This is a genomic window from Nonomuraea sp. NPDC049400, assembly GCF_044466425.1.
Taxonomy (GTDB): Bacteria; Actinomycetota; Actinomycetes; order Streptosporangiales; family Streptosporangiaceae; genus Nonomuraea.
On the sequence record NZ_JBITMP010000042.1, the window covers coordinates 1 to 22,491 of the forward strand.

21 protein-coding genes are annotated in these 22,491 nt (G+C 70.9%); 11 read left to right on the forward strand and 10 right to left on the reverse strand.

The window, feature by feature from the left end:
- Positions 1–207 precede the first annotated feature (207 nt).
- Positions 208–1,269 (forward strand): SPFH domain-containing protein, encoded by a 1,062-nt coding sequence (locus tag ACIBVN_RS43915; protein WP_397146233.1) that lies wholly within the window; start codon positions 208–210, stop codon positions 1,267–1,269.
- Positions 1,270–1,282: 13 nt separating this feature from the next.
- Here ACIBVN_RS43915 and ACIBVN_RS43920 read toward each other — a convergent pair whose 3' ends face one another.
- Positions 1,283–2,032, reverse strand: a complete 750-nt coding sequence (locus tag ACIBVN_RS43920; RefSeq protein ID WP_397146234.1) for an MBL fold metallo-hydrolase — start codon at positions 2,030–2,032, stop codon at positions 1,283–1,285.
- Between the two features lie 28 nt (positions 2,033–2,060).
- On the opposite strand from ACIBVN_RS43920, the gene ACIBVN_RS43925 reads away from it, so the two are divergent.
- The 5 genes from ACIBVN_RS43925 (at position 2,061) to ACIBVN_RS43945 (ending at position 7,741) form a co-directional block, all read left to right on the forward strand.
- Positions 2,061–2,477: a MerR family transcriptional regulator gene (locus ACIBVN_RS43925; protein ID WP_397146235.1), complete on the forward strand. Its 417-nt coding sequence runs from the start codon at positions 2,061–2,063 to the stop codon at positions 2,475–2,477.
- Positions 2,478–2,752: 275 nt separating this feature from the next.
- Positions 2,753–4,123 carry an ABC transporter substrate-binding protein gene (locus ACIBVN_RS43930; RefSeq protein ID WP_397146236.1) on the forward strand — a complete coding sequence of 457 codons (1,371 nt, stop codon included), beginning with the start codon at positions 2,753–2,755 and terminating at the stop codon, positions 4,121–4,123.
- Positions 4,120–5,850 carry an ABC transporter permease subunit gene (locus tag ACIBVN_RS43935; protein ID WP_397146237.1) on the forward strand — a complete coding sequence of 577 codons (1,731 nt, stop codon included), beginning with the start codon at positions 4,120–4,122 and terminating at the stop codon, positions 5,848–5,850. The genes ACIBVN_RS43930 and ACIBVN_RS43935 overlap by 4 nt, the downstream gene beginning before the upstream one ends.
- On the forward strand, positions 5,847–6,872 hold the full coding sequence (locus ACIBVN_RS43940) for an ABC transporter ATP-binding protein (protein ID WP_397146238.1): 1,026 nt from the start codon (positions 5,847–5,849) through the stop codon (positions 6,870–6,872). The genes ACIBVN_RS43935 and ACIBVN_RS43940 overlap by 4 nt, the downstream gene beginning before the upstream one ends.
- A complete protein-coding gene (locus ACIBVN_RS43945; RefSeq protein WP_397146239.1) occupies positions 6,872–7,741 on the forward strand; it encodes an ATP-binding cassette domain-containing protein in 870 nt (289 codons plus the stop codon). Before ACIBVN_RS43940 ends, ACIBVN_RS43945 begins: the two co-directional genes overlap by 1 nt.
- Positions 7,742–8,089: 348 nt before the next feature.
- Here ACIBVN_RS43945 and ACIBVN_RS43950 read toward each other — a convergent pair whose 3' ends face one another.
- Positions 8,090–8,878, reverse strand: a complete 789-nt coding sequence (locus tag ACIBVN_RS43950) for a glycerophosphodiester phosphodiesterase (RefSeq protein ID WP_397146240.1) — start codon at positions 8,876–8,878, stop codon at positions 8,090–8,092.
- Between the two features lie 396 nt (positions 8,879–9,274).
- On the opposite strand from ACIBVN_RS43950, the gene ACIBVN_RS43955 reads away from it, so the two are divergent.
- From ACIBVN_RS43955 to ACIBVN_RS43965, 3 genes are all read left to right on the forward strand, one after another.
- On the forward strand, positions 9,275–9,631 hold the full coding sequence (locus ACIBVN_RS43955; protein WP_349456188.1) for a metalloregulator ArsR/SmtB family transcription factor: 357 nt from the start codon (positions 9,275–9,277) through the stop codon (positions 9,629–9,631).
- The gene (locus ACIBVN_RS43960) at positions 9,631–10,530 is read left to right on the forward strand and encodes a cation diffusion facilitator family transporter (protein WP_397146241.1); all 900 of its coding nucleotides are present in this window, start codon (positions 9,631–9,633) and stop codon (positions 10,528–10,530) included. Before ACIBVN_RS43955 ends, ACIBVN_RS43960 begins: the two co-directional genes overlap by 1 nt.
- Before the next feature lie 135 nt (positions 10,531–10,665).
- Positions 10,666–12,564 (forward strand): cytochrome c oxidase assembly protein, encoded by a 1,899-nt coding sequence (locus ACIBVN_RS43965; protein ID WP_397146242.1) that lies wholly within the window; start codon positions 10,666–10,668, stop codon positions 12,562–12,564.
- A 103-nt stretch (positions 12,565–12,667) separates the two neighbouring features.
- Here ACIBVN_RS43965 and ACIBVN_RS43970 read toward each other — a convergent pair whose 3' ends face one another.
- Both ACIBVN_RS43970 and ACIBVN_RS43975 read right to left on the reverse strand, forming a co-directional pair.
- Complete coding sequence (locus ACIBVN_RS43970; protein WP_397146243.1) at positions 12,668–13,798, reverse strand: virginiamycin B lyase; 1,131 nt, start codon at positions 13,796–13,798, stop codon at positions 12,668–12,670.
- Positions 13,799–13,972: 174 nt separating this feature from the next.
- Entirely contained in the window at positions 13,973–14,419 is a 447-nt protein-coding gene (locus ACIBVN_RS43975; protein ID WP_397146244.1) for a hypothetical protein, read from the reverse strand.
- A gap of 134 nt (positions 14,420–14,553) precedes the next feature.
- Between ACIBVN_RS43975 and ACIBVN_RS43980 the strand changes: the two genes are divergently transcribed.
- Entirely contained in the window at positions 14,554–14,718 is a 165-nt protein-coding gene (locus tag ACIBVN_RS43980; RefSeq protein WP_397146245.1) for a hypothetical protein, read from the forward strand.
- 34 nt (positions 14,719–14,752) lie between these two features.
- On the opposite strand, the gene ACIBVN_RS43985 is transcribed toward ACIBVN_RS43980, so the two are convergent.
- The 5 genes from ACIBVN_RS43985 to ACIBVN_RS44005 are packed head-to-tail and all read right to left on the reverse strand — an operon-like array spanning position 14,753 to position 17,176.
- Positions 14,753–15,460: a cation transporter gene (locus tag ACIBVN_RS43985; RefSeq protein WP_397146246.1), complete on the reverse strand. Its 708-nt coding sequence runs from the start codon at positions 15,458–15,460 to the stop codon at positions 14,753–14,755.
- On the reverse strand, positions 15,457–15,834 hold the full coding sequence (locus tag ACIBVN_RS43990; protein ID WP_397146247.1) for an ArsR/SmtB family transcription factor: 378 nt from the start codon (positions 15,832–15,834) through the stop codon (positions 15,457–15,459). The genes ACIBVN_RS43985 and ACIBVN_RS43990 overlap by 4 nt, the downstream gene beginning before the upstream one ends.
- Before the next feature lie 57 nt (positions 15,835–15,891).
- Positions 15,892–16,251 (reverse strand): ArsC/Spx/MgsR family protein, encoded by a 360-nt coding sequence (locus ACIBVN_RS43995; protein ID WP_397146248.1) that lies wholly within the window; start codon positions 16,249–16,251, stop codon positions 15,892–15,894.
- A gap of 4 nt (positions 16,252–16,255) precedes the next feature.
- On the reverse strand, positions 16,256–16,672 hold the full coding sequence (locus ACIBVN_RS44000; protein WP_397146249.1) for a hypothetical protein: 417 nt from the start codon (positions 16,670–16,672) through the stop codon (positions 16,256–16,258).
- A 12-nt stretch (positions 16,673–16,684) separates the two neighbouring features.
- Positions 16,685–17,176, reverse strand: coding sequence for a DUF2231 domain-containing protein (locus tag ACIBVN_RS44005; RefSeq protein WP_397146250.1), 492 nt, complete (start codon positions 17,174–17,176; stop codon positions 16,685–16,687).
- Between the two features lie 107 nt (positions 17,177–17,283).
- On the opposite strand from ACIBVN_RS44005, the gene ACIBVN_RS44010 reads away from it, so the two are divergent.
- Positions 17,284–17,970 carry a helix-turn-helix transcriptional regulator gene (locus ACIBVN_RS44010; protein ID WP_397146251.1) on the forward strand — a complete coding sequence of 229 codons (687 nt, stop codon included), beginning with the start codon at positions 17,284–17,286 and terminating at the stop codon, positions 17,968–17,970.
- 129 nt (positions 17,971–18,099) lie between these two features.
- Here the strand turns inward: ACIBVN_RS44010 and ACIBVN_RS44015 are convergent, their stop codons facing one another.
- Entirely contained in the window at positions 18,100–22,362 is a 4,263-nt protein-coding gene (locus tag ACIBVN_RS44015) for an SGNH/GDSL hydrolase family protein (protein ID WP_397146252.1), read from the reverse strand.
- Positions 22,363–22,491: the final 129 nt, after the last annotated feature.

The window sequence follows — 22,491 nt, forward strand, 5'->3', positions numbered from 1 at the left end:
CTCGATCTCTCCCCACGCCCGGTGACCTACATCGATCACCTTGGCACACGAGGAGAGACCGACACGAGATAGATCAAAAAACACCAGCTACCTAGTAGTACCCGCTGATTCCGCGGCGTGCGGCGGGCGGCGATGTCCAGGTCTTGACGACTTCCTTACCTACGCAGGCATGTCTCCGGATCTAGCCTTGAAGGGAGGGATGAGGCCATGATCATCAATATTGTGCTCGGACTGATCATCATGATCACGGTCTGGCTGGCGGTCTCCAGCGTCAGGGTCGTCAACCAGATCGAACGCGGCGTGGTTTTCCGCTTCGGCAAGGCACAGCGGGAGATCCGCCAGCCAGGGCTCACCTTCCTCATCCCGGTCGTGGACCGGATGAGGAAGGTGAACGTACAGATCGTCACGATGCCGGTGCCCACGCAGGAGGGCATCACCCGTGACAACGTCTCCGTACAGGTCGACGCCGTCGCCTACTTCCGGGTCGAGGAGCCGCTGCGGGCGGCCATCGCGGTGCAGAACTACCTGTTCGCGATCGAGCAGGTGGCGCAGACGTCACTGCGCTCGATCATCGGCAAGAGCGATCTGGACGACCTGCTCTCCAACCGGGAGGAGCTGAACAAGGGCCTGGCGCTGATGATCGACAGCCCCGCGCTGGGATGGGGCATCCACATCGACCGCGTGGAGATCAAGGATGTCCATCTTCCCGACACCATGAAGCGGTCCATCGCCCGCCAGGCCGAGGCCGAACGGGAGCGCAGGGCGCGCGTGATCACCGCGGACGGAGAGTTCCAGGCCGCGCGGAAGCTCGCCGACGCCTCGGCCATCATGACCGAGACCCCTGGCGCGCTGCAGCTGCGCCTGCTGCAGACCGTGGTGGAGGTCGCGGCCGAGAAGACCTCCACGCTCGTCATGCCGCTGCCGGTGGAGCTGCTGCGCTTCTTCGAGCGGTCCGGGAGGGAGACGCCTGCCTCTGCGCAGGCCGCCGCTCCCTCGGAGCGTCAGCCGGAAGAGCAACCGGCCGTGACGGGCGCGGGCACGCCTGAGCTGGCCCCGCCAGGACCTTCGTTCGAACGTCCCGCCACGGAACCCGCCGGACGTCCCGCCACGGAACCCGCCGGACGTCCCGCCGCGGAACCCGCCGGACGTCGCACCGCGGAACCGGCCGAACGTCCCGCCGCGGAACCCGCCGGACGTCGCACCGCGGAACCGGCCGAACGTCCCGCCGCGGAACCCGCCGCGAGAAGTGGCGTCTCGCGTACCGCATAGACCAAGGGCCGGCTCAGGGCGCGGGTGTCCAGCGCTCGCCCGGCCTCAGGTCCACGACCCGCAAGCGCGTCCCGGCCAGCGCCACCGCGTCCGCGGCGGTGCCGCCGGTCCGGAACAGCGCCGACAGCGGATCGTGCCCGTGGGCGTCGTGCACCGGGATCAGCACCCCCGCACCCAGGACGGACGCCCCGGCCACCGCGCGGGCTGGATCCATCACCAGGCGCGGGCCGAACACCGGACGCAGCCCGTTGACCGGCAGCAGGGCGAGGTCCACTGCCCGGTGTCCGGACCGGTACCGCTCGAGCGGGTCCACTTCGGCCATCTCCCCGCCGAAGAAGACCTCGGCGTCGGCCGTGCTGAAGGCGTAGGCGTTGTTGGGCCACATCAGAGTGCGCCCGGAGGGCACCACCCGCATGGACAGGCCCGGCGCGATCTCCCGGGTCTCGCCCCAGCTCAGCCGCTCGGCGTTCCGGAAACCGAGCGCTCTGGCCTGGCGAGCCATGCGCGGGAAGGGGACGTACACGGGGACGTCCTTGTCCGGCAGGAGGCGCAGGGCGCGCAGATCCCAGTGGTTGGTGGCCGGGTTGGTGACGACGACGGCGGCCAGGGGAGGCAGGTCGGCGATCCGCAGACCCAGTGGCTCGCCGCGGCGCAGCCACCATCGCTCGATGAACCAGGGGTCGGTGAGCACCTGGTGCCCGTCCAGCTCGAGCAGCACACAGGAGTTCACCACGCGGGTGACCGCGATCGATTGCTTGATCATGCCGCCCACGGTGCCGGTTAATGTATACATGAAGTCAAGCGAGGACCTGTCGATCGGCGAACTGGCCGAGCGCTTCGGTCTGCCCACTCATGTGCTGCGGCATTGGGAGAGCATGGGCCTGCTCCGGCCGGCCCGGCAGACGGGCGGCCGGCGGAGTTACGGGCACGCCGATCTGGAGCGGGTGGCGCTGATCCGCATGGGCAAGGAAGCCGGCTTCACGCTGCCGGAGCTGCGCTCGCTCCTGTCCACCGCCAGCCCGATGGACCACCGCGACCTGCTGCGCCGTCACGTCGCGAAGCTGGAGGAGCGCATCTCGCGGGCTCGCGCGGCCAAGGAGCTCATCGAGCACGCCCTGGCCTGTCCGCACAGCTTCGCCGAATGCGAGCACGCCCGCGAGCGGATCGCGGCGCACATCCCGCCGCCCGGGGGTTTGACCGACGTTTAACACCAGCCCCGGCCCCATCACCCCGTGGGCGTGGGCAGGGCGACGTACCCGCTCATCGAGCTCGGCTTCGAGGCAGTAGCACGAAAATGGGAACGGTTTTCAATGTGCTAATCTCTCGATCGCCTAATTTCCCCACGTCTGGACCATCCATGCGTAATCCCAGGTCTTTGCATGCCCTCATGACAGCTTGTGCCCTTTCACTGGCCGCGTGTTCCCTCCCAGCCGACGGGCAGAGCGAGAGCTCCTCCCCCGCCGGTGGCCGGATCAAGGTGGCGATGCTCCAGCCCCCGCGTGCCGGCCTGTCGCCGTTGAGCGACGACGCCTTCAAGCTGTCGCGCTGGTCCACCGCCGAGACCCTGGTCAACCTGGATGAGCAGGGCAACGCGCGACCCGGGCTGGCCACCGCGTGGACCCGGCGTGACGACCGGACCTGGGAGTTCACCGTCCGTCAGGGCGTGACCTTCCATGACGGCACCCGGCTGAGCGCGCAGGCCGCCGCCGGCGCGCTGACCCACGCGGCGGAGGCCACTCCCAAACCGCGCATCCTGGACGGCGTGGCACTCAAGGCCAGGGCCGAGGGCGACAAGGTCGTCGTCACCACGGGCGGGCCGGACCCGCTCGTACCGCACCGGTTGTCCTCGCCGCAGCTGTCGATCCTGGCCGAAAGCGCCTACGGCCAGGACGGCAAGGTGAACCCGGTCGGCACCGGCAGCGGCCCCTTCAAGCTGACCCGCGTCAACGGCACCACGACCGCGACCCTCGACCGCTACGACGGCTACTGGGGCGGGAAGGCCAAGGCCACCGGCATCGACGTCTCCTTCGTCCCGGACGGCACCGCGCGCGCCGCCGCCATCCGCAGCGGCGCGGCGCACATCGCCGAGGCGGTGCCGGTCTCGCAGGCCGCGCTGCTGCGGAAGGAGACGATCAGCGAGGTGCCGATGCCGCGGACCAACACCCTCTACCTGAACACCGCGACCGGCCCCTTCAAGGAGCCGGGGGCGCGCGCCGCCGTACGGGTCGCGATCAACGCCGCACAACTGGTCAATGGCGTGTACGAAGGCCGCGCCGACGTCGCGCGGGGCCTGCTGGGGCCCGCCCTCCCGTGGGCCGCCGAAGGCCGTCGAGCCCTGGCGGAAAGGACGGCACCCGCCGACGCCAAGGGCACGTCGATCTCGCTCGCGACCTACTCCGACCGGCCTGAGCTGCCCGAGATCGCCTCAGTGCTGCAGCAGCAACTCCAGGCCGCCGGGTTCACGGTCACGCTGGTGGTGCGGGAGTACGCGCACATCGAGGAGGACGCGCTGGCCGGCAAGTTCGACGCGTTCATCCTCTCCCGGGCGACGATGCTGGACTCCGGCGACCCCGTCGCGTACATGCAGGCCGACTTCACCTGCGACGGCTCGTTCAACCTGGCCAAGCTGTGCGACAAGGACGTCGACCGGGCGGTGCGCGAGGCCGCGACGACGGAGGCGGGCGCCGCGAGGCGCGCGGCGATCCTGCGGGCCGAGGCGGCGATCCTGCGTACCGATGCCGCGATCCCGATGCTGCACGAGCGCGTCATCCAGGGTGATGCCACCGCGGTGGCAGACTCGGCGAAGGACCCGCGCGAGCGGCTCCTGGTCACGCTCGACACCCGGCTCAAATGAGGGCGTCCCCCCTGGTCTCGCGCGCCGTCTCGCTGATCGCGATCATCGTCCTGGTCGGGCTGCTGCCCTGGTTGTCCGGTCGCGACGCGGCGCTGTCGCTGCTGCGCGCCCGTTCCGCCGAGCAGGAGCCGTCACCGGAGACGCTCGCGGCCATCCGGCGCGAGCTCGGCCTGGACGGCGGTCCCGTGCCGCTGCTCGGCGACTGGCTGGGAGGCGTGCTGCGCGGCGACCTCGGCCGCTCCTGGGTGGACGGCGGCCCGGTGCTGCCCTCGGTGCTGTCGTCCGTCAGCGTCTCGCTGACGCTGATGGCCGCGGCGCTGGCCGTGACACTGGTGCTGGTGTGCGTGCTGTGCACGCCGACGCTGGTGCGCGGCGCGCGGGGCTCATTGCGCGGCGGCCGGAGCACCGGAGCCGCGGCGGCGGCCCTGGGCGCGCTGCCCGAGTTCCTCATCGCGACGCTGCTGCTGGTGACGCTGTCGGTATGGCTGGGCTGGCTGCCGCCCTACGGCTGGCAGGAGCCGCGGCACCTGGTGCTGCCCGCGCTCGCGCTGGGCATCCCGGCCGGCGGGATCCTGGGGCGGCTGGTGGACGACGCGCTGCCGTCGGTGTTCGCCGAGCCGTGGGTGGGGCTGTGGCGCTCGGCCGGCTGCGGTCCCGGCGTCATCGCGCGGGCGGTGCTCCGCCGTGCGCTGCCGGCGCTCGTCCCCCAGTTCGGGCTGGTCGCCGTGGGGCTGACGGGCGGCGCGGTGGCCGTCGAGACGGTGTTCGCGGTGCCCGGCATCGGGCGTACCGCGCTGGGCGCGGCGGAATCGCAGAACCTGCCGCTGCTGCAGGCCGCGGTGCTCGCCCTCGTCCTCCTCGGCGTGATCGCCGGTACGCTGGCCGGCGCCGTCCGGCGCTGGATGCTCGGCCCCGGGCTGCGCGACGCCGCCCTGTCGCTGCCCGCGCCGGACCCGCTCCCGGCGGCCGGGGCGGGCCGGCTGGTACCGGCCGCCTGCGCCGCCGTGCTGGCGCTCGCCATCGGCTGGGGTCTGTTCCTCGATCCGCTGGCCGTCGACCTGGCGGCCAGGCTCGCCGGGCCGAGCTGGGAGCATCCGCTGGGCACCGACGCGCTGGGCCGGGACGTCCTGGCCAGGGCCGGTCACGGGGCGGCGGCCACGCTGGGGGTCGCCGCCCTGGTGTGCGCGGCCTCGTACGCGCTCTCCCTGGCCATGGGCTTCCTGCCCGGCCTGGCCTCCGGCACCGCCGAGATCGCCAACGCCGTGCCGCCGGTGATCGCCAGCATCCTGGTCGCGGCGCTGCTGGGACCCGGCACGCTGGGCGCCTCCGTCGCGGTCGCGCTGGTGTCCTGGCCCGTGCTCGCCGCTCACGCGGCCGCCCTGGTGTCCGAGACCCGCGCCGCGGCCCACCTTGTGGCCCAGCGTGCCATCGGCTCCCCGCCCGCCTGGATCCTGACCCGCCACGTCCTGCCCGCGGTCGCCGGTCCGATCGCCCGCCACGCGGTGCTGCGGCTGCCCGGTGTCGCGCTGGCCCTGGCGTCCCTCGGCTTTCTGGGGCTGGGCGCCCAGCCGCCCGCCCCCGAGTGGGGGCTGACGCTGGCCGAGTCGCTGCCCTACGTCGAGCGCGCGCCGTGGGCGGCGCTGGTCCCGGCGGGGATGCTCCTGCTGCTGGCCGCGCTCGCGGTGTCGCTGTCCACTCTCCGCCGCGGGCCGGGAGGTCCGGCATGACCGGCCCCGAGCCGCTGCTGGCCGGGAGGTCCGGCATGACGGGCACCGAGCCGCTGCTGGCCGTGCGCGACCTGCGCGTCACCGGCCGGGACACGGAACTCGTACGGGGGCTGTCCTTCGAGGTGAACCGTGGGGAGATGCTCGCCGTCGTCGGCGAGTCCGGCGCGGGCAAGTCGCTCACCGCGCGAGCCGTGCTCGGGCTGCTGCCGCCCGGCCTGCGGGCCTCCGGCAGCGTACGGCTGGACGGTCAGGAGTTGTGCGGCGCGCCCCAGCGCCTCTACCAGCGGGTACGTGGCCGCCTTGTCGCCTTCGTGCCGCAGGACGCGCTGTCGGTGCTCAGCCCCGTGCACACCGTCGGCGACCAGATCGCCCTCGCCGCGAGATCGGTGCGGCGGCTGAGCCGTGGTGCCGCCATGGAGCGTGCGGTGGCCGCTCTCGACCGGGCCGGCATCCCGGACGCGGCGCGGCGCGCGCGTGCCTATCCCCACGAGTTCTCCGGCGGGATGCGCCAGCGCGTGGTGATCGCCATGGCCACCGTCAACGATCCCGCCCTCGTCATCGCCGACGAGCCGACCACCGCGCTGGACCCCCTCGTCCAGGACCGCGTCCTGCGCATGCTGGGCGAGCTGCGCGAACGTTCGGGGGCGGCCGTGCTGCTGGTCACGCACGATCTGGCGGTGGCCGCGGCGCACGCCGAGCGCGTGCTCGTCATGTACGCGGGCCGGCTCGCGGAATCGGGGCCGGTCGGCGAGGTGCTGAGCCACCCGCGCGCCCCCTACACCGGCGGCCTCGTCGCCTCTGCCCGGATGACGGGCCGGCGGCTGCCCTCGATCGGCGGTTCGCCGCCGTCGGCCGGCGCGCTGCCGCCCGGGTGCGCCTTCGCGCCCCGCTGCCCGGCCGCCGCCGACGCCTGCCGGGCGCGGGAGCCGCAGCCGTACGAGGCCGGCGACGGGCGGCTGGCCGCCTGCCACCGGCTCGGCGAGCTGCCGGATCCGGTCACCGAGCTGTTCGAGGAGTCTTGATGACATCGCCCCTGTTGGAGGTGCGTGACCTGACCGTCCGCTACCCGGCACGTGGCCGCCGTACCCCGCCGGTCCTCGCGGTCGATCGGGTCTCGTTCACCGTGCGGGCCGGCGAGACCCTTGCCCTCGTCGGCGGTTCTGGGTCGGGGAAGTCCAGCATCGCCGCCGCCGTGCTGATGTTGCGCAGGCCCGAGGGCGGGTCGGTGCGGTTCGAGGGGCGCGAGCTCACCGGACTCGACGAGCGGGCCCTGCGCCCGCTGCGACCCGCGCTGCAGCCCGTCTTCCAGGACCCGTACGGCTCGCTCAGCCCGCGGCTGCGCGTCCACGACGCGATCGCCGAACCGCTGCGCGTCCAGGGACGCTGGGATCCGGTGACGGGCCGGGCGCGGGTCGCCGAGCTGCTCGAGCTCGTACGCCTGGACGCCTCGCTCGCCCGGCGCCGCCCGCACGAGCTGTCCGGCGGCCAGTGCCAGCGCGTGGGCATCGCCCGCGCCCTCGCCTGCTCCCCCAGGCTCCTGGTGCTCGACGAACCCGTGTCCGCGCTCGATCCGTCCGTACGGGCCGGGATCGTCAATCTGCTCACCGAGCTGCGCGACGAGCTGGGCCTCGGCCAGCTGTTCATCGCCCACGACCTGGCTCTGGTCCGGCATGTGGCGCGGCACGACGTCGCGGTGCTGCACCACGGCCGGATCGTCGAGACCGGCCCGGCGCACCAGGTGTGGGACGCGCCCGCCCATCCCTACACCCGCGAGCTGCTCTCGGTGGGGACTACCGGAGCCGTACCGGGCCTGCGTCGATGGGCTCGCGTACCAGGAGGTACGGCTTGCGGCGAAGATCGTGGCCCTCGTGGAAGTCAGGCTGGCGGTTGAGCTGGTTGGCGATGGCGTACAGGTGGTGGTCGGACGCGACGGACAGGGTGTCGATCCAGGCAGCAGACAGGACGCGAGCTGTTCACCCGGCTCCCGCACGGCGTGGAGCCCACCCAAGCGGCCCACGAGCTGGCCGTCCAGATCTGGGCGCCCCTCGACTCCCTCGCCTCGCTCGAAGGCCGCAGCAGCCTGCTCGTGACGGGCAGTCGGATGGCGAGGCGGCGGTGCGATGGTGAGGCGGCGAAGGCGGGCGGTCCGGTCACGCGGTGGCGCAGGAGGCGGTGTGGCTTTCGCCGCCCGCTTCACCGTGATGGCGGCGGGAGTGCGGTCCAGTCATCGTGATTCCCTTCAGGGGGCGCACCGGGTTCTCACCCAGGTGGAGTACTGGCGGCTGCGGTCGGTGATGATGCGGTCGACGCCGTAGTCGGCCAGGCGTCGCCAGGCGGCAGGGGTGTTCGGCGTCCAGGCGTAGACGGACACTCCGGCGGCGTGGTAGCGGCGCACCCAGGAGCGGGACAACCGGTCGTGGCGGATGGCGACGAAGGCGTAGCGCCGGGCCCGAGCGGGAGAGGGCGGGGTGCGGGCCACCAGGCCCTGGGCGGCCGGCAGGGAGGCGACGCGGGTCAGGGCATCGGGCAGGAACGAGGTCAGCGCGGCCCAGCGGTAGGCGCGGTAGCGGCGGTAGACGGCGGCAAGGGCTCGGCTGTCGGCCTCGTCCGGGACACTTTTCAGCTCGATCAGCACCAGGTCGGCGTGGCCGCGCAGCAGGCTCAGTGCCTGCCCCAAGGTGGGCGGCGCGAGCCCGTCGCCGCCACGCACAGTACGCAGCCGGGCCAGGGTAGAGGTGGCCACTAATCCGCTGCCGTTCGTGGCGCGATCGAGCGTGGCGTCGTGCATGAGCACCGGCTGGTGGTCCTTGGTGAAGCGGATGTCGATCTCCACCTGCCGGGCGCCGGCACCCAACGCCCGGCGCAGCGAGGTGAGCGTGTTCTCCGATCCCGATGGGGGATAGCCGCGGTGGGCGATCAAGCTGGGCGCATGGCACCGGCCTTCTGCCCGGACGGCGTCAGCCGGGACGGCCACGGTGACAACCAGCGTGAGCGCGGCCACCGCGGCTGGTGGGCGCCACGTACGCATCAGCTGAGGGCGTCGCCGAGGCGGTGCGCCGAGGTTCCCGTGTCCGGCCGGCGAGGGCTCGATGCTCATCCTGCGACGGCGGGGGCGGCGTGGACAGTTCTCATGCGCAGTCCCTTCCTGTGCGCAACTGCACCGCAGTCCAGGAGGCCTGGGTGCGGGGGAAGGTCAGGTGCTGACCACCTGACCGTCATCAGCTTTCTACGAAGAGTAGTTAACACGCTACGCAGTGTTTAAACACCTGAGTAGATGTTCATGTGTAGAGGTAAGAGTCACGGGCATGGCGTCCGGCAGAGCGGGCGCTCTTGACACGGCATCCGGGCATCGCCCAATCTTGCACATATGAATGTATCTTCAGATGAGAGCGTGTTGGCGATGGATGGATGTGCTGCCAAGGTCGTGGACGCTGACCGAGTGGCCGCCGTATGCGAACGGATGCCGGCCGCCGAGGACCTGACCGACACCGCGGACATCTTCGGCCTGCTGTCGGACCCGAACCGGCTGCGGCTGCTGGTCGCCCTGCTCGACGGCGAGTTGTGCGTATGCGACCTGGCCGCGGTCACCGGCCAGAGCGAGTCGGCCGTCTCCCACGCCCTGCGGCTGCTGCGCGCGCACCGCATCGTCGCCGCGCGCCGCTCCGGCCGGATGGCCTACTACCGCCTGGAAGACCCGCACGTACGGATGCTGCTCGACCTCGCGCTCGCCCACACCGAGCACACCGACGCCATTCACCCCGAACGCGGCGGGAACACCTGATGGGCGTCGGTCACGGACACGGGCACGCCGGCAGCCGTCACCGCTGGCGGCTGGCGGTCTCCTTCGCCCTGATCGGCTCCTTCTTCGTGGTCGAGCTGGCCTTCGGGTTGCTCTCGGGCTCGCTGGCGCTGCTGTCGGACGCCGGCCACATGGCCGCCGACGTCGTCACCCTCGGCGCGGCCCTGATCGCCACCAGGATCGCCACCCGCCCCGACACCACCGGCCGCCGCAGCTACGGCTCCTACCGGGCCGAGGTGTTCGCGTCCCTGCTCGCCGTGGTGCTCATGCTCGGTGTCGCCCTGTACGTGGTCATCGAGGCCATCGGCCGCATCGGCGGTCCCGCCGAGGTCTCCTCCGGCCCGATGCTCGTCGTCGGCGCCATCGGCCTCGCGGTGAACCTCGTGGCCCTGTTGCTGCTGCGGTCGGGCGCGAACGAGAGCCTCAACGTCAAGGGCGCCTACCTGGAAGTCGTGGCCGACACGGCCGGGTCCGTCGGCGTCATCGTCGCGGGCTGGCTCGTCACCGCCACCGGCCAGACGTTCTGGGACACGGTCGTCGCCCTGGCCATCGGCGTGTTCGTCGCCGTCCGGGCCGTCTCCCTCGGCCGCCAGGTCTTCGCCGTGCTCGGCCAGCACGTGCCCGAAGGGATGGACGCCACCGCCGTCGCGAAGGACCTGGCCGCGATCGAGGGCGTACGCGACGTGCACGACCTGCACCTGTGGACCCTCACCTCCGGCATGAACGTCGCCACCGCCCACCTGGTCACCATCGACCAGAACGACAACCACTCCGTGCTGGACCAGGCCCGCGACCTGCTGCGCCAGCGCCACGGCGTCGCCCATGCCACGCTGCAGGTCGAGCCCGCCGACCACAAGGGCTGCGACGAACTCGGCTGGTGAGCTCACGCACGATCCGGCAGGACCCACGAATAGCCGGGGCGCGCAATCGAGCATCGTGGCCGGCACAGGCCTCTGATACCGGCACAGTTCCCAAGACGCGCGAACCGACCTGCACGATGCCGCGTATCCCCAGATATGCGCTGGAGCCTGACCGCGGACACAAGGGTCGATCCGCCGCGTAAGCGTGCCTGGACGCCGTCCCGCCTCGACGGGCGGCGTCAGCGGATCTACGCCGGTGCCGCGTTGATCGCCGCGGGCCTCGTGGTGCTGGCCGTGGCCCTGGGCTCCGGCGCACGAGGGCCGGCCATCGCCGGGCTGCCCACCGCGGGGCCGCTCACCGCGTGGGGAATGCCGCTGGTCCGCTTCTGCTACCACCTGTGCGCGGTCGCCACCGTGGGAACGCTGCTCGCGGCCGCGGTCCTCGCCCCGCTCTCCTCGCCCCAGAAAGCGGCCTGCTTGCGCGCGGCCGGCCGGTGGGCGCTCGGCTGGGCGGCTGCCGGCCTGCTGAGCTACCTGCTGACCGTGTCAGAGGTCACCGCGCTGCCCGTCCCGAACCTGCTCGCAGCCCCCGAGCTGCTGGCCTTCAGCCTGTCCATCCCGCAGGCCCGCGTGCTGCTGCTGGTGGCGGCCATGGTCGCCGTGGCGGGCGTGGCGGCGCGGCTGCCGCGCCTGCCCGCGTGGATTCCGCTGGCGATCGCGGCGTTCTCGACCCTGCCGCCCACTTATGTCGGCCATGCGGCCTCCGCCGCGAACCACGACATCGCGGTGTCCGCCCTGATGACGCACCTGCTCGCGGTGTCGCTGTGGGTCGGCGGCTTGGGCGCGGTGCTCCTGCACTTCCGGCATTCCGACGATCTACGGGTCGTGCTGTCCCGGTTCAGCGCGATCGCCCTGTGGTGTTTCGCGGGTGTGGCCGTCTCCGGTCTGGCCGCCGCATGGGTACGGCTGAACACGTTCTCGGACCTGTGGCAGAGCGCCTATGGAGGGTTCCTGCTGGCCAAGACCGCCGCGCTGGCGATCCTCGCCGGGTTCGGCTGGACCCACCGTCGCCGTACGGTCGCGCGCGTCGCCGACCGGAGCGTGCGCCAGGTCTTCATCCGGCTGGCCGCGGGCGAGCTGATCGTGATGGCGGCGGCCATGGCCCTGGCCGTCGGCTTGTCCCGCACTCCGCCACCGATCCCGCAGATCGACGGCGGACACCTCTTCCGCGTGCTGGAGTACGACCTGGCTCCCTTCACGCCCGCCGCGCTGCTCACCGAGGTCCGCCTGGACCCGATGATCCTTCTGCTGCTGGCTCTGCCCGCGATCGGTTACCTGGCCGGCCTTCGGAGGGTCGCCTCCTGGCCGCTCGGCCGCACGCTCGCCTGGTACACCGGACTCGCGCTGATGGGGCTGGTGCTGCTCGGCGGCGCCGGAGGATACGCGCGGGTGATGGTGTCGGCGCATGCCCTGCAGCAGACCGTCCTTGCCGTCCTCGCCCCGCTGCTGCTCTGCCTCGGCGCCCCGCTCACCCTGGCCGCCACCGCCTCGTCCCAGTACGGCGATCCAGGCTCGCGCCGCCCCGGCCGACTGGCAGTCCTTGTCTGCCTGCCGATTGCCTACATGCTGGCCTTCCCGCTCTTGTACCGAACCGGCTGGCTGGCGTGGGCGCTGTCAGAACACGCTGCGCATCTGGCCACCGAGCTGGGGTTCTTCGGCGCCGGGTCGGTGGTGTTCTGGATGCTGGCAGGCGTGGACCCGCTGCCGCGCCCGATCTCCTGGGCCGTCCGCGCCGGCCTGCTGGCCGCTGTCGGGGCGGTACAGCTGGCCATGGGCGCCTTACTGCTGCTCGGACCGCCGGTTGCGGCCGACTGGTTCCTGCTGGCGGCCCCGCCTGGCGCTCCAGACCTTCTCAGCGATCAGCGGCTGGCCGCGGTCGCCTACCTGCTCGTCGCGCTGCTGCCGCTCACGCTGCTGGCCGTACGGTTGGCGCGGTCCCGCAAAGGGAGTACGTCTAGTGCTGCCGGGCACCGAGGGCATGAAGGAGTACGGTGACTGGGTCTTCCCCCTCGTCCAAGCCGCCAAGGGCAGTCCGTTGATCGTCGCCGTGGGCCTGCTGGCAGGCGGGATGGCGATCATCCAGAGCCGGCAGACCTGGTCATGGAGTGACGACCGCTATTTGGTCGACGTAGTTCTCGGTGAGCCAGAGATTGGCATCGGGGCCGTCCGTGATCTCGAAGGCTCCCGAGAAACGGGTCGGCAGCGGATACTCGTTGATCGTCCCCGTCGTGGTGATGCTGCCGACCTTGTCGCCGAGCTGCTCGACGAACCACAGTTTGCCGTCGGGACCGTCCGTGATGCCCCACGGATAGCTGTTGACGTCGTCCAGCGGATATTCGGTGAATTCTCCCGCGGTGGTGAGGGAGCCCACCTTTCCGTTGGCGTCGGTGTACCACAGCTTGTTGTCCGGACCCGTGATGATCCCGACCGGTATCGCGCCCGCGGAGGGGACGCTGAATTCGGTGATCGTGCCACTGGTGGTGATCCGGCCGATCTTGCCCGTCAGAGACTCCGTGAACCACAGGTTGCCGTCCGGTCCCGCGGTGATGCGCAGCGGGTAGGCGTCGCCGGTGGGCAGGGGGTATTCGGTGATGGTCCCGCTGGTGCTGATCCTGCCGATCTTGTTGCCCAGTTGCTCGACGAACCACAAGGCGTTGTCCGGCCCTTTGGTGATCCCCCAGGGATAGGAATCGCCGGTCGGCAGCGGGTATTCGGTGATGGTCCCGTGAGTGGTGATCCGGCCGATCTTGTTGCCGACCGCCTCGGTGAACCAGAGCGCGTCGTCCGAGCCGGCGGTGATGTGACCCGGCTGGGAATCGGTGGTGGGAATGGAGTATTCGGTGAACAGGCCCTCCGTGGTGACGCTTCCGATCTTGTTGGCCGCGTTCTCGGTGAACCACAACGCGTCATCCGGCCCCTTCTTGATGCTGATGGGACTCGCGGGACTGCTCGGCACCGAAATTTCGTTGATCGTCGCCCGCTGGGCGCCGTTGGCCGCGAGCCTGGCAGCCGAGACGCTCCACGGCGGGATCCTGGGCGGGCGGGGGCAGCGTATGCCCCGGTGCTCGGGCATCTGCTTGAGTTTCTGGCAGAGCTTCACCCAGGGGCGTGGGGGTGGCGGCTGGAGTCTCGCGCCGGCGGACGCGGACACGGGCGAGAGCGTGCTCGCCGCCAGGGTCATCGCTGTGACCACGAGCGGGTATTTCCGGCGTCGAGTCGAGGAACGCATGGCATCCTTCCAGACGAAGAACGAAGGACCGCTGGCGGCCGTAGTCGCTCCCAATATCACGCACGGTGACCGTCTGTTTCGTGCCGTCCACGTTCGTGGCTGGTCATGGAAAGGCCAACTCATCAGCGCGCCCGTGCTGCTCCGGGCCTTGCCGAGCCGGTTGATGGCCTCCGCTCAGGCGGGGAGCTCGAACCAGAGAGTCTTGTCCGAGGTGCCCCAGCAGCACGCCAGCTGCTCGAAAACAGCGGGATGGCGCTGCGCCGGCGCGCCGGTCGCGGCCTCGACCTCGCAGCGCAGCAGGCCACCCGTGGCCCAGACCGTCAGCCGGTACGGCCCGCGCGCCTGCCGCACCGCATCGGCGACCAGCTCGCCGGCCAGCCGCTCAGCGGCCGCGGCCGGTCCGGCGAGACCCCATGCGGCAAGCCGGGTACGGATGAGACGCCGCGCCCGGATCGCGGAGAACAGGTTCGAAGAAAGCGACCAGGAGGCGATCCGCTCGCCCTGAACTTCGCTCTCGTCGGGGCCCAGGACCTTGGATTTGATCCGGTCCCAGGCCGGGCTATGGACGCTCGTGTCGACCTCCTGTCTGATGCTCTGTCCCATGAAGGCATAGGTGTTCATGCAGTACTCCCACAGTCGAGGTGCTCTCCATCATGCGCAGGGCGGCCGCGCGTGGGGGACGGGAGGGTTACCCATATAGGTACCTATTCCTGCGAAACTAAGGACCTTAGCCTCTAGCTCCAGGCGCGGGCAGCGTGCTGGAGCCGGTCACGGACCCGGACGACGTCCGGGTTGGCGTCCCCGCCTGGCCGCTGCACCAGGAACAGCGTGTTGAGCGGCGGTTCGACCGGGTCGTGGAGCAGTACGAGCCGGCCCGAGGCCAGGTGGCGGTGCGGGCGGCGCGCATCTCACTGCGGTAGGCGGCTCGCACGCGGGCGAGCATCGGGCGGCCGATCAACGGGGGTCCTCCTTGGCGGGTGAGCAGCAACCGTCCGCGCAACCACCGGATCCGGCAGCCGCGGAGGCCGAGACAGTGGGGACGGCGCAGCAGGCGTCTCCGCGCCAAGCCTCGCGCCCTTCCTTGACCGCGACGGCCGCGATGACCAGGGCCGCGATCGGGTCGGCCCAGGACCAGCCGAACAGGCTGTTGAGCGCCAGGCCCACGAGCAGCACCGCCGACAGGTAGGTGCACAGCAGGGTCTGCTTGGAGTCGGCCACGGCCGAGGCCGAGCCGAGCTCGCGGCCGGCACGGCGCTGGGCGTACGACAGGAACGGCATGACCACCAGCGAGAGCGCGGCCAGGATCAGACCGGGCGCGGAGTGCTCGGCCTCCCCCACGCCGAGCAGGGCGCGTACGGCGTCGAAGGTGACGTACGCGGCCAGGGCGAAGAAGGAGAGCGCGATGACCCGCAACGCCGTCTTCTCGCGGCGTTCGTGGTCGGCGGTGGAGAACTGCCAGGCCACCGCGGCGGCCGAGGCGACCTCGACGATCGAGTCCAGGCCGAAGCCGATCAGCGCCGCGGAGGAGGCGATGGTGCCGGCGGTGATGGCGACCACGGCCTCGATCACGTTGTAGGTGATGGTCACGGCGACCAGCAGCCGGATGCGGCGCTGCAGCGCGGAGCGGCGGGCCGGTGCCGGGCCCAGGTTCAGTGCGGTCACGACGCCGCCTTCTCCCCTGGGCCTGGAGCGGGACACAGGGTGACCGCGTGGCCGGTGGCGGCCAGGAGTTGCTCGGCGGAGGCGAGGAGGTCCATCAGCTCGGGGCGCGTCAGGGAGTAGAACGACTGGCGGCCTTCGGCCCGGTAGTCGACCAGGTGGCAGTCGCGCAGGCAGGCCAGGTGCTTGGACACGGTGGACTGGGCAAGGCCGAGTTCGGCGGTCAGGTCCACGACCCGCGCCTCGCCCCTGGCCAGGCGCTGCACGATGCGCAGCCGGGTCTCGTCGGCCAGGGAGTGGAACAGGGCCGCCGCCGGGGGGATCCCGGCGGCGATGTCGGCACTGACACAGGGGCCGCTCTCGATATCAATCGCCATATAGCGATGATAACCCGATTTCGTTATGTCATCGCGAGATCATGTGGAGTCGTTCATTCAGCGCTCGGCGACGCGAAGGACTGCGTCGCGGGTGCGCGCGATCACGGCGGTCTGGTCGTCGACTGTGATGATCGGGCGCTGGATGAGGATCGGGTGCGCGGCCAGCGCTTGGATCCATCGGTCGCGGTCGGCCTGGGTACGCGGCCACTCGGCCAGACCGAGGTCGGCCGCGACGGGTTCGCCCAGCCTGGTGATGTCCCAGGGCTCCAGCCGCAGCCGCCGCAGCACGTCCTCCAGTTCGAGCATGGTCGGCGGGTCTTCCAGATAGCGGCGCACCGTGTAGTCGGCCTGCTCCGCGTCGAGCAGCGACAGCGCCGACCGGCACTTGGAGCAGGCGGGGTTGATCCAGATCTCCATCGGGTCAGCCCGCAATGGCCACGAGCAGGACCAGGACCACGGTCACGACGGCGAGCACCCCATGGCCCGCGACCACGGGCACCGGGAAGTTGCTCTCGGCAGGGGACGGCTGCTGCCCCGCGGGCACCGCGGCTCGTACGCGCCTGGCCTGGATCCAGCGGGCCAGCATGGTGAAGCCGAGCGCGGCAACCGGCACCAAGATGATCAGCGCGGCCCAGGCCAGGGCGTGGTTGCCGGTGAGCAGGTAGACGATCCACACCACGAGACCGACGGCGGCCAGCGCGAAGTGGCCGAAGATGACCGGGACCGGCAGCCGGCTGCCGCTCCCCTGTCTGGCGCCGCCCCTGGACAGCCAGCCGGCGAGCAGGTAGAAGCCGCCCAGCGCGGTGACGACCCAGGTGACGAGTGCGGCGATTGCCATGGGGAACACCTCTTACTTCGATCGAAGGAAGCCTTCGGCCTGGGCGTCCTCGTCGACGACGCGGACGCCGTAGCGGAAGGCGAGCTTGCCGCCCAGACGGCCGGCGACCGCGAGGACGACCAGGCTGACGGCGTTGAGCGCGAGCATCCCCGGCTCCAGCCGGTCGCCGGAGCGCCACAGGAAGTTGCCGACGTAGGCGAGGGCCACCAGCAGGTTCAGGCTCATGTGGAGCACGGCGGTCCGGAACGCGCGGGTCCCGGTGGGGATGGCGAACAGGTCCAGCGCGCCCACGCACGCCGCGGCCAGCGCGCCGATCAGCCCGATGGCGATCAACCAGCGCGCCCCCAGAACCAGGAACTCCGGGTCGCGCACGAACAGGGCGGCGATGTCGAACACCAGGCTGGACACCCAGGCACCGATGGGCACGGTGACCAGGATCGGGTGGTACGGGTGCCCGTACGGTCCGGCCAGCACGGGGCTGACCGGCTGCTTGGCGGAATCCACGTGACCATCCCCTCGAGCCGAGTTTCGCTAATCAATGTTGGTCTTATTCCCGCAGTCTCGTCAAGCCATCGCTTATCACCCGCGGAGATTGGCGGTATTTTGGTGGCGTGACCACCAACGACGTCGCGATCGTCAGCGTTCTGGGCGAGGAGTCGCGCCGGGAGATGTTCGACTACGTCCGCCGTGCGGGCCGTCCTGTCACCCGTGACGAGGCCGCGGCCAGCGTCGGCATCTCGCGCAAGCTGGCCGCGTTCCACCTCGACAAGCTGGTCGCGGCAGGCCTGCTGCGGGCCGACTACGCGGCTCCTGAGGGGGTGCGCAAGGTGGGGCGCCGGCCCAAGGTCTACCTGCCGGGCGACGCCGAGATCAGGGTCACCATCCCCGAGCGGCGGCATGCCCTTCTGGCCGACCTCTTCCTGGACGCGATCCTGACCCAGCGCGACGGCGAGGCGGGCAGTGCGGCGGCGATCAGGACCGCCAGGCAACGCGGGCGCGGGCTGGGCAGCGCCGAGCGCGAGCGATCCCGCCCGGGCAGGCTCGGCGCGGAGCGCGCCCTCACCTTCTGCCAGCGCATGCTCGAGCAGCACGGCTTCGAACCTGCCAGGATCAGCCCCACGGACATCCGCCTGCGCAACTGCCCCTTCCACCCGCTCGCCGCCAAGGCCCCCGACCTGGTCTGCGGCATGAACCACGGCTTCCTGTCGGGCTACCTCGAAGGCCTCAAGGCCACCGGCGTCGAAGCGGTCCTGGACCCCAAACCGGGCGAGTGCTGCGTCCGCCTGACCGTCCCCTAGCTTTGCGCTGCATGTCCCGTCTCCCACAGCCGGGCAAGCCGCGGACAAGGCGATCAGCCGGTACGACGAGACGCAGAGGAGGACCTCCGCTGTGGTGCGGAACCACAGCGGAGGCCCTCCGGGTACGGGCTAGCGCGCCCGCGTGTAGGTGATGCGCGGAGCCTCCGGGACGGTCATGCCGTTACCGATGAAGAAGCCCGCCTGCGGCGGCTGGTTGTAGCCGACGTTCTGCCACGCCACCGAGAGCCGGTAAACCGGGTCGTGCATCAGCGTGGGGATTCTGCGGTCGGTCACGTCGACGGTCGTGTAGAGGCGCAGCTTGGTGCTGTCCTGGGACCGCCAGATGATCTCCTCCCGCCAGTCACCGACCAGGTCGGCCTGGAGCGTCGGCGTCCCCTTGGTGGAGTTGTTCGAGTAGGTGCCCTCCGCGCGGAGGATCTCCTTGCTCGTCGTGCCGTCCCACTTGGAGATCGTGCCGACGCCGACGCCCTTGGCCTGGTCGTAGGCGTGGTCGACGATCTCGCGGAGCGGGTCGCCGTCCCACCAGGCGAGGAAGTTCGCCGCCGGGATCGACTGCCCGAGCAGCTCGCCGGAGGCCGAGCGCAGCTCACCCTGCCTGGAGTTCCATTCGCCCGTCGCGGTGACCGCCCACGCCTCGGCGCCTGGGTGCTCGGGGTCGATGTCGGCGGCGGCGGCGCGGCCGGTGTCCTTCGTGGCGGGCATCGACCACAGCACCTCGCCCGTGTCGGCGTCCCTGAAGGTGGCGCCGCGGTTGCCGCTGGAGCCCATGTCCTCGTGGGCCGCGAACACCTCGTAGCCGGGCCGGCTCGGGTCCAGGTCGGTGACGTGCAGCGCGTCGCCGTGTCCCAGGCGCGTGCTGTACAGGCCCTCGCCGTCGTCGTCGACCGCCATCGAGCCGAACACGATCTCGTCCTTCTGGTCGCCGTCGAGGTCCAGGACGGACAGGTTGTGGTTGCCCTGTCCCGCGAAGGCGCTGTTGCCGGGGGTGCTGGAGTCGAAGACCCACCGCTGCTTCAGGTCCTTGCCGTCGAAGTCGTAGGCGGCCAGGACGGTGCGCGTGTAATAGCCGCGGCTGAAGACGACCGACGGGTGCTCGCCGTCCAGGTAGGCGACGGCCGCGAGGAACCGGTCCACGCGGTTGCCGTACGCGTCGCCCCACGCCGCCACGTCGCCGCGCGGCGGGACGTAGTCGACGGTGTCGATCGCCTTGCCCGTGCTCCCCTCGAACACCGTCAGGTACTCCGGACCGGACAGTACGTAGCCGCTGGAGTTGCGGTAGTCCCTGCTGGGATTGCCCAGGACGGTGCCCGCGCCGTCGACGGTGCCGTCGGCGGTCTTCATGACCACCTCCGACCTGCCGTCGCCGTCGAGGTCGTAGACCATCAGCTGGGTGTAGTGGGCTCCCGCGCGGATGTTCTTGCCGAGCGAGATCCGCCACTTCCGCTTGCCCGCCATCGTGTACGCGTCCACATAGACGAGCCCGGTGTAGCCGGACTGGGAGTTGTCCTTGGCGTTGCTCGGGTTCCAGATGAGGACCAGGTCGAGCTCGCCGTCGCCGTCCAGGTCGCCGACCGAGGCGTCGCCCGCGCTGTATGTGTGGGGCTGGCCGTCCTTGGTGTAGTCGTCGGCCGGCTTGTCCAGCGGGATCTCCGTGTACGGCTGACTCCACACGCCGAACTCGGCCGTCGGGTCGCCGCCCACGGGGACCACCCGATAGACGGATTGTGCCGTCCCGTCAGGGTCGAGGTGGTTCGTGGCGCCCGCGACCTCCTTGATCTTCTTTCCGTCGCGCCAGATCTCGAACGCCTGGCCGGGATCGTCCAGCCCGAGCAGCCGCCAGCCGAGGTAGACGCCCGAGCCGGTGGCGACGGCGACCGGCGCCCGGTTCAGGCGCTCCATCTGCCGCTTCAGCTTGGCGGCCGCCCGCGACGCGGTGGACGGCGAGGGCTCGGAGGCGCCACCCCTGTTGACGGCCACGATCCGGTAGTGGAAGGGGACCGTCGTGATGACCTTGTCATCGGTGAACGACGGCTCCTGCGTGGCACCGATCAGCTTGTAGGGGCCCTCCTCCTTCTCGGCCCGCTGGACCCGGTACAGCAGCGCGCCCTCGACCGCGCTCCAGCGCAGCTCCACGCTGTCCTTTTCGATCTGGCCGAGGCGGGGCGCCGGCGGCGCGGCGGGCGGCGTCACCGAGCCGTCCACGGTGGCGACCTTGACCGCGGCAGAGGGCACCGACTCGTCTCCGGCGGGATCGAGCGCGGTCACCGTGTAGTCGTAGCGGGAGCCGATCTGGGCGGCCTTGTCGGTGTAGGAGGCCTCGGTCACCTTGCCGAGCAGGGTGGGCTTCGCGTCGCCCTCCTCGGCCCGGAAGATCCGATAGGCCGCCGCCCCGTCCGTCGCGGTCCAGGTCAACGGGACGCCGGCGGTGATCCCGTCGAAGGAGACCGTTCCGGCGGCCAAGCCCTCGGGAGCCGTCAGGATGGGGGTGATCTCCAGGCCGTTGAGGTGGGCGGTGGCGCCCGACACGACGACGTTCAGCTGCCCGTCGGTGACTTTGATGCCGGAGATGGCGGTCGTGGCGACGCTTCTGCTGCTGGAGACGGCGACGGCGGTGCCGCCCTCCGCGGAGATGTTCGTCCGTGCGCTGCCCAGCAGGTCGCCCACGTACGCCTTCAGGCCGTACAGCCCGTTCGGCACGTCCACCTTGAACTCGTAGGAGCCGCCGAAGTAGGCGACGAAGTCCCTGCCGAGGTCGTCCAGCGCGCTGCCGCGGTCCCGGTCGATCATGTTCGCCGAGTTGGTGAGCCCGAAGCCCTTCTCAGGCGTGTAGATCGTCGCCCGCGTGACCTGGGTGTACCCGGCGGCGACCGGCCCGCTCGCGGGCCCGAAATCGTACTTGTACAGGGCCCGCTTGGTGGTGATCCGCACGGGGTCGGACGGCTCGGAGTCGCCGCGCCCGTTCACCGCCACCACGCGGAACTCGTAGGCCTTGCCCTCCTCCAGGCCCGAGACCGAGGCCTGCGGGATCGCCGCGGTCGTGGCCAGGGTGCCGTCGCGGAGCACCTTGTAGACGTCGGCGGACTCGGTGGCGTCCCACTTCAGCACGGCGCCCGCGTTCGAGATGCCGCCCGCCACCAGTCCGGCGGGCTTGGCGGGGACGGCGGCAGGCGGCTCGATCTCCCGCACCAGCTGCGACAGCGGCAGGCCCAGCGCCTTCACGCCGCCCGCGACCAGGCGCGCCATCTGGATGGCGCCGTACTCCTGGAAGTGCGTGTTGTCCGTGGCGCCGTTCGGCCAGGCGCCGTAGACGCCCGCGGGGACGTGCAGGAACACCGACTTGGCCGCCTCGGGCCCGATGCTGTCCAGGTATTCCCTGCTCAGGGTGGACAGGTCGACCAGGGCGACGTTCTCCTCCTGGGCCAGCTCCTTCATCTTCGCCACGTACTCAGGGAAGGAGACGTTGAACTTGCCGGTCGTGGCGTTGTGGTCGAGACGGGAGACGGGCGTGACGAGGATGGGAGTCGCCCCGCGCTGCCTGGCGCCGTTGACGTAGACCTTCAGGTACTCCTTGTAGTCCGCCGGGGAGGCGTACCTGTCGGGGACGCTGACCGTCGCGTCGTTGTGCCCGAACTGGACGAAGAAGTAGTCGCCGGGCCTGATGGCACGCAGGACCGTGTCGAGGCGGCCCTGGGTGATGAAGTTCTTGGAGCTGCGTCCGCCGATGGCGTGGTTGTCGAAGGCGACGCCGGTGGTGAGGAACTGCTCGATCATCTGGCCCCACCCGGCCTCGGGTGCCCAGTACGGGTCATAGGTCTGGACGGTCGAGTCGCCCGCGATGTAGGCGGTCGGGATCGTGCCGGGGGCGCGGTCGGCCTGTCGCGTGATCGCCAGCGAGTTGATCTTCGGGGCGGCGCCGGAGAAGGCGAAGTCCATCTTCCCGTCCACCAGGGCGATGCCGAAGGACATCTCCAGGTACTGGCCGGCCGGCTTGGCGGTCTGCTGCACCTTGGTCATCGACTCGACCGTGATGGCGATGTCGGTCGCCTCGGTGGCGTCACCGGCGATGAGTGAGACGGTGTAGTCGCCGTTGGGCAGGTCGACGCTGAAGGTGGCGCCGCCGGTGGCGACGAAGTCGGATCGGAGCGCGTCGCCCGTGGACCTGTCGGCCGAGGTCACACCCGAGGTGTCGGCGAAGCCGTATCCCTGGGCGGAGGTGTAGGCGGTGGTCTCGGTGACGCGTGTGTAGCCCTCATGAAGAGCGCTGTCGGAGGTGCCGAAGTCGAAGGCACGGTCAGCGTCTCCGGCGTGCGCCTGGATCGGCGTTAGCGTTAACAAGCCCAGAGTGAGGGCAATGGCCGCGGTCTTGCGCATGGGGCGTCCATTCAGGGTGGCGCTTGGGGGGTTTCGGGCGGTGTTGAATCGTTTTAATCGTAGGTCCGAAACCAAGTGTGATCGGAAACTCACATCGATGTCAACGGGGAGGTGATTACGTCAGGCACC